The following is a 9,530-nucleotide window of genomic DNA, read 5'->3' on the forward strand; positions in this document are numbered from 1 at the left end:
CGGCCTGCTTCAGCGTGGCGATGATCTGTGTCTCGGTGAACTTCGATGTGCGCATGGAACCTCCTGACTTGGGAACGATGCCAGAAAGATCTACTTATGCGGTGTCTGCGGATCGGGGGAGCTTACGAAGCCTTCGAGGGTAGCCTGACCCGCAAGCGCGAGCGCATCGAGACACTATTGCTGCTGCACGCACTGGCGATGTTCGCCTCATGGTTGGCAGGCATGGCCGCCGAAGCGATCGACGCAGCACAATCTCAACCCTTACCGGACCTCGCGCAGACTGTACTGCCTGATGCGGCTAGGCCAGGAAGCTTCATGTCGCGGATGGCTAGAACACCTGTCCACGCATGCTGGACGCACTACGCCACTTCTCGCCGGAAGCCAGTCAGAACCTGCGATTTTTAGCTTGAAAAAGTGTGCAAACCTCAGACCCTGACCCCTTTTTACTGGAAATTTATTCATTTTTCGAAAATTTGGAGTGGTCGAATAGTCTAACTAGATAGATACCTTAATGCCGCCCTTGAAACTTACAAATCCAGGCTTCGGTATCATCGCAGCATCAAATGACGAGCCTGTAGCTGCCTTTTCAACCACGGCCATCTCCTCGCTAGTAAGATTAAATTCGCGAAGTTCTTTTTCATTTTCAACTGCGGATGCCTTGCGATAGCCGAGTGAAGGCTTTGCCTTATCCGGATAAATCTTCGACGCAATATTAATCTTCAACACATCTGACGACCAGCCGCGCCCGGACATTCTTTCAAGCCTAGATTTTAAGAACGAACTGAGGACCGGCCATGAATGATTACCATAGCGGGGATTATTAGCAATCCAAGGGTTCATTAACTCGGGGCGCCTAAAGTCATTTTTCTCTACGATAACCCCTTCACGTGCATTTCGATCAAAGACGAGACCCCAGACAAGTCCTGATGACTTGAACGTAGAACTAGTTTTCGCGTTCTCCAACTGAAGCTTCCTCTTAACGACAGAAGCGCAATACCACTGAATTCGGTGCGTGAAGGCTCCATGATCGCTTCCCACATAGTCTTTCGCCAGGTGCATTGATTTTATTGCCCCACCAAATTCATCATCACCTAAATTATTATAAAATGACACACATTTTCCAGCTTCGCTTATACCCTGAAATCCCTCCTTAATCTCCATTTCCGCCAGCACACTTGCCAACAGGTGCTTAGTTGCGTCTAGACCAGTTTCTTTACATGCGACCTCCAATTTTCGGCCATTCTCAAACGTTGAAAAGCTATTTAGCTTTATCTTATTTTTCCTGAACGACGTCCCAGTCCTGAGATTAAACAGATCAATCATAGCAGTGTCGAGCAGTTCCAACGCCTCGCAAAAAAGCTCATTTTCTGGATTAAGAAAAGCTCCAACCCTTGCCAGATCGCGAATGTATTTAGCATCCTTAGGCGCAGGGAATTCACCCCGCTTAACCCCCCACCCATCCTTATAGATCAGGCCTCTAAATTCTTCCAACATACTGTCATAGGTTGCCATTCTTAGTCTCCTGATGCTTATTCTTTAGGAAGTCGTAAACGAAGCTTCTGTCGCAAGCACCCAGTTCGATCCGCAAAACCAGATCACCACTATTCGCGCGTTCCAGAAACTCCCGACTAATCTCCGGCAACATCGAGTTAGTCAAAATCGCATCGATCATCCGTCCGCCCGATTCACTCTCGGTGCACCGCGAGACAACCAACTCCACCACCGAGTCGTCGTAGTCGAATGGAATCCTGTAGCGCTCTTCGATCCGCTGCTTGATGCGGTTCAACTGCAGTCGCACGATCTGTCCGAGCATGGCGTTACTGAGCGGGTAATACGGAATCGCGACCAGCCGCCCGAGCAATGCCGGCGGAAACACCTTCAACAACGGCTCGCGGATGGCCTTGGCCATGCCTTCCGGGTCGGGCATCAGGTCCGGGTCCTTGCACAGGCTGGCGATCAGGTCGGTGCCGGCGTTGCTGGTGAGGATGATGAGGGTGTTGCGGAAGTCGATGCGGCGGCCTTCGCCGTCTTCCATCCAGCCCTTGTCGAAGACCTGGAAGAACAGTTCGTGGACGTCCGGGTGGGCCTTCTCCACTTCATCCAGCAGCACCACTGAGTACGGCTTGCGTCGCACCGCTTCGGTCAGCACGCCGCCTTCGCCGTAGCCCACGTAGCCCGGTGGTGCGCCCTTGAGCGAGGAGACGGTGTGCGCCTCCTGGTACTCGCTCATGTTGATGGTGATCAGGTTCTGTTCGCCGCCGTACAGCGTTTCGGCCAAGGCGAGCGCGGTTTCGGTCTTGCCCACGCCGGAGGTGCCGGCCAGCAGGAACACGCCGATCGGTTTGTCCGGGTTATCCAGGCCGGCGCGGCTGGTCTGGATGCGCTTGGCGATCATCTCCATGGCGTGATCCTGGCCGATCACGCGCTTGGCCAGCAGTTCGGGCAGGCGCAGCACGGTGTCGATCTCGTCGCGCGCCATGCGCCCGACCGGGATGCCGGTCCAGTCGGCGACGACGGCAGCAACGGCCTGATGATCGACAGTGGGCAGGATCAGAGGCGATTCGCCTTGGAGCGCGCCTAGTCCCGCCTGCACCAATTGCAGGCGCGCCAGCAGCGTGTCGCGATCAACCTGCACCGGTGCGTCGAGCACGGCGATGTCGCCAGACGCTGCCTGCGCGGTATCGGCCTCTGCTTCCAGTGCGCTGCCAGTGCCTTCTACGGGCGCATTGTCACTGCGCAATTGCGCGCGCAGCGACAACAACTCGTCGACCAATGCCTTTTCTGCAACCCAACGCTGTTCCAACGCCTGCAGGCGGCCGTGCTCGCTTTCCAGCAGGCCAGCACACGCAGCGGCACGCTCCTCCACCACGATGCCGATCGCACGCTCGCGTTCGATGATCGCCTGCTCGGTGTCCAGCGATTCGATGCGTCGGCGGCTGTCGTCCACTTCCGCAGGCGTGGCATGCAGGCTCACCGCCACGCGCGCGCAGGCCGTGTCCAGCAGGCTCACCGACTTGTCCGGCAGCTGCCGCGCAGGGATGTAGCGGTGGCTGAGCTTGACCGCCGCTTCCAGCGCTTCGTCGAGGATCTGCACGCGGTGATGCTGTTCCATCATCGAAGCGACGCCGCGCATCATGCGTACCGCCTTGGACTCGTCCGGTTCGTCCACCTGCACGGCCTGGAAGCGCCGCGTCAGCGCGGGGTCCTTTTCGATGTATTTCTTGTATTCGGCAAACGTGGTCGCGCCCACCGTGCGCAGCGTGCCGCGCGCCAGTGCCGGCTTGAGCAGGTTGGCCGCATCGCCAGTACCTGCGGCACCACCGGCGCCGATGAGGGTGTGGGTTTCGTCGACGAACAAAATGATCGGCTTGGGGCTGGCCTGCACCTCATCGATCACCGCGCGCAGACGCTGTTCGAACTCGCCCTTCATGCTGGCGCCAGCCTGCAACAGACCGACATCGAGGGTGCGCAATTGCACGTCTTTCAGCGCGGGCGGCACGTCGCCGCGCGCGATGCGCTGCGCGAACCCTTCCACCACCGCGGTCTTGCCGACGCCGGCTTCGCCGACCAGGATCGGGTTGTTCTGGCGGCGGCGCATCAGGATGTCGACCACCTGGCGGATCTCGTCGTCGCGGCCGATGATCGGGTCCAGCTTGCCTTCGCGCGCCTGGGCGGTGAGGTCGGTGGTGAATTTCTTCAGCGCTTCCTGCTTGCCGAGTGCCGCAGGCGCGATGGCACCGCTGGTCTCCCCGGGTGCAGCGGCCTGACCAAGCGAAAATCCATCGCTGGGCAGCAAGCCATCTTCCGGCGAGCCGGCCACGATCTCGGCGAAGTGCTCGTTGAGCACTGCGGGCTTGAGCTTGTCGAACTCCTTGGAGATCGCCAGCAACGCATGACGCAAGCCACGCACGCTCAACATACCGACCACCAGATAGCCGGTGCGTACTTGCGCTTCACCAAAACCGAGTGAGGCGTACACCCAACCGCGCTCCACCGCTTCTTCGACATTGGCCGATAGATCGGTCACGGCAGTGGAGCCGCGCGGCAAGCCATCCAGCGCGGCGGTGACATCGCGCGCAAGCGTGGACGGGTTGAGCTGAAAGTGCCTGATGATGCGGTGCAGGTCCGAGTCCTGCAGCTGCAGCAACTGATGCAGCCAATGCACCAACTCCACATACGGGTTGCCGCGCAGCTTGCAGAACACGGTGGCGCTTTCGATGCCGCGGTAGGCCAGCGGATTGAGCTTGCCGAACAGGGAACTGCGGGAGATCTCGGCCATGGTGCGTCCTTGAATCGAATAGATAGGTGGTGAGCGAATCAGTACGCGCTGCGCGTCACCCGGAGGGGTGCAGCACCACATCGTCGGCATCGGCAATGCTCCAGGCGCGGCGGCCCAGCCAGGTGTCCAGGCCCAGCCGGCTATTGCGCGCCAGGTGCGGCGTAGGGACCTCGTCGGCCTTGAGCGACAGCTGCAGTTCCCAGCCGAATTCGTCGCCCAGATAGCTGCGCACCGTGGCGGTGAGTTGCTTCAGCGCCTGGCCACCCGGCAGAAAGCGTTGAAACGCCAGGCGCGGCAGCGGCCCCAGGCGGATGCGCACGCGTTGCTGGGCGCCACGCACGTGTGCGCCCACCACGCTGTCCACGCCCAGCCGCGCGTTGCGCGGACCCAAACCAAGTTGCAGGTGCGCATCGGCCGGCAGGCGCATCCATTCGGCGATGAATTCCTGTACCTGCACCGGCCATTCGAACAACTGTTGCAGCAGGGCACGCAAGCCTTCCGGCGTGCGTGTGGCGGTGCCAAGACGGCCGGCGTAGTAACGACGTGCATCGTCCGGTAATGCATCGCGTTGGCGCAGGTGCGGGCTGGCGATGCCCACCAATGCATCCAGCCACGCACGGAACTGGTCGCTCGCCGGGCGCTCGGCCTGCACGCTGGGCTGTGCCTGCGCCCAGGCGCGGTAGAACAGGCTCAGCATGCGGTGGTGGAACACATCGGCAAACGCGGCGAAGGTGCCGTCCTTGGCTTGCTGCGCACGCTCGATGGCGTATTCGGTCAGGTGCAACGGCAACGGCGCGTTTGGCCCGAAAAGACCGAAAAACACGCCATACAGCGCGGCAGGCTGATCGTGCGTTGCCGGTGTGTAGCGGTGCAGCGCATGGGGTGCGAATGCCAGTGACGGCGCATGCCGCAGCCGCAGCACATCGTCGCTGGCGCGCGCCGATTCGCCCAGGCGCGGCTGCTGCGGATGGCAGCGTTCGATCGCGCGCAAGGCCGCGAATGGGCTGAAATCCTGTGGCCGGGTCTGCAGCGCCTGTGCCAGCGCGGCAGCCGCAGCGCTCACAGGCGCGGGCGCGTGCCGGGCTGGGCTGGCCACCGGGCCACCTCGTTGCGTTCGGTGGTACGCAGCACGGTTTCGGTAAAGGAATTCACCGAGACATAGCGCGCGAAGAAGTGCCGCAGCACCGAAGCCAGCAGGAAGGCGCCAGTGCCTTCGAAGGCGGCGTCCTCGCAGGTCAGCGTGATCTCCAGGCCGCGGCCGAAGGTGATCGGACCCGGCACCGGAATGCGCCGCACGATCGGTGTGCCGCTCACCTGCTTGACGCCTTCGATCTGCCGCTGCGCGGACGCGTCGAACGGGTCGCAATACAGGGCGAGGATCTCGCGTAGCGCAGCGGCGCCGTCGGGGCCATCTTCGAACAGCGACAGATAATTGAGCTGCAATTGACTGAGCAGGCGCCACGCAGTCTGCCCATCCGACAATGCCGGGCGCGGCTTGGTCGGCCCGGCCACGCAGCGCACGCTCTGTACCGGCACGCCGCTGTCCATGGTGAAGTCGCTTGCGCCCTTGCCTACCGGCATATGCAGCGGCAGATCGCGGTTGCTGCACCACAGTTGCAGCCCAAGCTGACGCAGGCGCGTGCTGTGGGCCTGATCGTCGGCATCGACCAGGCTGACGAAGACTTCGCTGCCCACATAGCTCGACCGCGCGCCATCGCGGCGCTGACGTGCCGATAGCATGCGCGGTTCACGGCGCATGCTGTAGAACGCGCCATGCCGTGCATGCCAGGTGCGTGCGTCGCCACCATAGAACGCGGTGAAGCATTGCTCGGGCTCCTGACGATCGCCGAAGCCTTCGACCTCGCCCAGGTGATGGATCTCGAAATCCATCGGCCGGGTGCGGTCGGCCAGCACGTGGTACTCGTGCAACCCGGCCTGCAGATGGATGCGATCGGCGCGGCGCGGGAACAGATTGATCGCCGGGGTGCAGAACAATTTGAAGTGCTCGGCGTCTACTGCCGCAGCCAGGCTGGGCAGGCTGCGTTGCAGCAACACCACCACCTCGAAGCTGTTGCCGTGCAACCGCCGCAATGGCGCGTGCAGCCCGGCGAGCTCTGCGAACAAAAAGCGCTCCGGGCAGGCGAAATATTCCTGCAGCAGGCGATAGCCACTGAACGAACGGCCATCGTACGGAATCAATGCGTCGTCGTCGGCAAAGCCGCGCATCTGCACGGCATCAGCGTCCAGCGTCACCTCCAGCGTGCCACCGCTGGCATCGCTGCCACGCACCACTACGGCGGTGGTATCGGCATGCAGTTGTTCGTACAACCGCTTGGGCAAGCCGTCGGCGCCGGCCAGAAACAGCGGCAGCCGATCCAGCGCCAGCGCGTGCGTCTGCGCACCACCCACCAGCTCGAAGCGCAGCCGCACGCCGGCACGCACCACGCGCCCGGGCGGCAAAGCGATGCCGGCCGCGGCCAAGGCGGCTGGCGATTCCAGATACTTGGCCTCGGCCAGTTGCAACGGCCACAAGGTCACCGGATGCGCGGTGCGGAATTCGCAGGCGGTGCGCTCGCCGGGGCCGACCAGGCTGCGCAGCGCGCTTTGCCGCGACACGACGACGCCTGCTGCCAACCCGCTGTCTTTCAGATCCGGCTGCAACTGCACCACCGCCATCGACGGCAGCGGCGCTAGATAATGCGGGTAGACCATCTCCAGCAGGTGCTGGGTGAACACCGGGTACTGCGCGTCCAGCTTGAGTTGCACGCGCGCGGCCAGAAACGCGAAGCCTTCCAGCAGCCGCTCGACATACGGGTCGGCGCATTCGAACGCGTCCAGGCCGAGCCGGCCGGCGATCTTGGGATACTCGCGCGCAAACTCCGCGCCCATGTCGCGCACGTGCTGCAACTCGCGGGTGTAGTACGGCAGTAGGCGCGGGTCCATGACGTCAGCCGTTCCCTTCGACGACATCGAGCCGGCCTGTTTCCAGATCCAGCGCGGTCTTCAGATACAGGTTCAGTGGCAGCGGCTGCGCCCACATCTCCGATTCGATGGTGAACAGCAGCGAGCGCCGATCCATGCGTGCGGCATCGGCATGCACGCTCACCCGCAGCGTCTCGGGAATCAGCCGCGGCTCGAAGGCCAGAATCGCCTGGCGAATGCGCTGTTGCAGCGCGGTCGCATCGATGCCGCTCACTGCGACGCCGGCCAGATCCGGGATGCCGTAATTCAGTACCGAGCTGCGCACCTGCGGATGCGCTTCCAGCGGGCGGCTGGTTTCCAGGTTCACGGCATTGAGCAACCACGACAGATCGCGAATGACGCACTCACGCAGGCGCGTGGCCGAAATCACGCGTTGCTCGCGGCTCTCTTCGCGCTGACTGGGTGCTGCATCGGTGAGCCGGTCCAGCAGCGAAGGCTGCAAGCGTTCGGTGGTGGTGAGTTCGGCCATTGAAATCAGCCCGCGTCGAACTGCACATCGCGCACATCCAGCAGCGCAATCTCGCGCGACTCGGTGCTCCACATGCGCTGGCCCAGGCCGATCTCGCCTTGTGCGACATGGGTCCATTCGGTGCGACGCGCCAGTTGCAGCTCGCCGGCATCCAGGTGCTCGCTGCCGGGGTAACGCACCGGCAGGTAGCCGAAGGCCTGGCCGCCGTTGCGCCACAGCACGCTCACCGGCGCCCACACGGTGTCGCGCAGATCCAGCGGCGCCTGCATGCGCAGCTGCTGGATCTGGCTGAGCGGGGCCCATGCATAGCCGCTGTCGAGCATGAGCTCGATACAGGGCCCGAAACGGGTGTCGGCATCTGCGAGCCATTGGAAGCGTTCGCCATCGAGCACGCCGGCACTGGCTGGTGCCCGTTCGAAGGCCTGCGCCCGCAACGCCGCTGCTTGTTCGCCATGCCCTTGCGCCGCCAGTTGCAGCGCCTGCAGATGCATTGCCAGCCACTCGGCCGGCTCACCCATCACGCGCGGTAACCGCTTACCGGCAAACACCTCGGCGCGCGTCTGCTCGCCCTGCAATACCGCCAGATAGGTGTGGACCAAGGGCTGCGTGGTGGCATCCAGTTCACCGCAAGCACGCAGCTGATCTGCGGCGCGCGACCACTGGCCGAGGACGGCCAGCAACTGAAACAGAAACACGCGCTGCGCTGCATCGGCCGGTTGCCGGCGCACCTGCTGGATCAGTTGCTGCAACGCCTGCGCCGGCTCGCCTTGGGCAAGCAGGGTCTGTGCGGTGGCATCCATCGCGCGGTTCCTTATCGAAGAAGGTGGCGGCGCCATGCGCGGCACCGCCAGTTATCGCATGACCGCCATCGGAAGCAGCCAACATCACAACGCCAACATCCGCTTGGCGCAGAGCAGCGTCTACACGCGCGCTGCGTGCCGCACCGCGTCGCCAAACGCACGTGCGTGGCGAAGGCGTTGTGGTTGCCTGCGTTCGCGTTAGGCCTTGGCCACACCCTGGATGTCGTAGGTGAATTCCTTCGCGCCACCCTGGGAGGCACCCTTGTCGTCCTGCGGCTGGAAGCCGTACTTGAACTTGCCGAAGTGCAGCGTCACGTTTTCGGTGAGGCGGTCTTCGCCACCGGAACCGCCGGTCGACAGCGAGGTAATCAGTACGCCTTCGCTCAACTCCAGGGTGAGAAAGTCGCTCTGCTCGCCGGTGGCGTTGGTGACGTACAGCCAGGCGTTTTCCACGCGCGCACCGGTGCACACCGCATCGAGCAATGCATTGGAGCAGCCATCCACGTACTTCGTGATGGAGATGTCCTGGACATGCGCCTTGCCACCGCTGGCCGAGCCGCCACCGGTGTGCAGGTCGCCGGAATTACTGGCGCCCCACGACCAGGCCAGGATCGGGATCTCGCCCTTGTGCTTCTTGTGGTTGGACGCACCTTCGATCTTGACCTTGCCGCTGCCGAACTTGATATGCATGTCGAACGCCATGGAACTGCTCCTTCAATGAGAGTGACAACACGAGGTGGCGCGACGCGAAGACGTCCTCGCCATGACGCAGATGCGTCGGATCAGGCCTTGGCGGCCGAGGGCAACCGCGAGACCAACCGCAACGACACGGTCAGGCCCTCCAGCTGGTAATGCGGCTTGAGGAAGAACTTGGGAAGCTCTGAACAACGCACCACAGATACGCGACACTACCCGCCTCATCATGTAGAGGATCATCTATGCAGCTGACGTTCGGTGACGCTGAGGGCCTGGGCAAGCGCAAGCAGACCCGGCGCGAGAT

The 9,530-nt window shown here is 62.5% G+C and carries 7 protein-coding genes; all 7 read right to left on the minus strand.

The genetic code is table 11. The features are described 5' to 3' along the window. Window positions 1-495: 495 nt before the first annotated feature. Window positions 496-1,512 (minus strand): LirA/MavJ family T4SS effector, encoded by a 1,017-nt coding sequence (locus F7R02_RS22745; protein ID WP_139370966.1) that lies wholly within the window; start codon window positions 1,510-1,512, stop codon window positions 496-498. After that, window positions 1,499-4,279 (minus strand): type VI secretion system ATPase TssH, encoded by a 2,781-nt coding sequence (gene tssH / locus F7R02_RS22750; RefSeq protein WP_078590036.1) that lies wholly within the window; start codon window positions 4,277-4,279, stop codon window positions 1,499-1,501. The genes F7R02_RS22745 and tssH overlap by 14 nt, the downstream gene beginning before the upstream one ends. 55 nt (window positions 4,280-4,334) lie before the next feature. Continuing rightward, window positions 4,335-5,375, minus strand: a complete 1,041-nt coding sequence (gene tssG, locus F7R02_RS22755; protein ID WP_011052761.1) for a type VI secretion system baseplate subunit TssG — start codon at window positions 5,373-5,375, stop codon at window positions 4,335-4,337. Beyond that, window positions 5,339-7,222 (minus strand): type VI secretion system baseplate subunit TssF, encoded by a 1,884-nt coding sequence (tssF, locus tag F7R02_RS22760; RefSeq protein WP_033485582.1) that lies wholly within the window; start codon window positions 7,220-7,222, stop codon window positions 5,339-5,341. The genes tssG and tssF overlap by 37 nt, the downstream gene beginning before the upstream one ends. A 4-nt stretch (window positions 7,223-7,226) precedes the next feature. Continuing rightward, entirely contained in the window at window positions 7,227-7,730 is a 504-nt protein-coding gene (gene tssE / locus F7R02_RS22765; RefSeq protein WP_078567601.1) for a type VI secretion system baseplate subunit TssE, read from the minus strand. 5 nt (window positions 7,731-7,735) lie between these two features. Next, a complete protein-coding gene (locus tag F7R02_RS22770) occupies window positions 7,736-8,530 on the minus strand; it encodes a type VI secretion system accessory protein TagJ (protein WP_033483022.1) in 795 nt (264 codons plus the stop codon). Between the two features lie 198 nt (window positions 8,531-8,728). Beyond that, entirely contained in the window at window positions 8,729-9,232 is a 504-nt protein-coding gene (locus F7R02_RS22780; RefSeq protein ID WP_005922124.1) for an Hcp family type VI secretion system effector, read from the minus strand. Between the last annotated feature and the right edge of the window lie 298 nt (window positions 9,233-9,530).

The organism is Xanthomonas cissicola (genome assembly GCF_008801575.1).
GTDB lineage: Bacteria > Pseudomonadota > Gammaproteobacteria > Xanthomonadales > Xanthomonadaceae > Xanthomonas > Xanthomonas cissicola.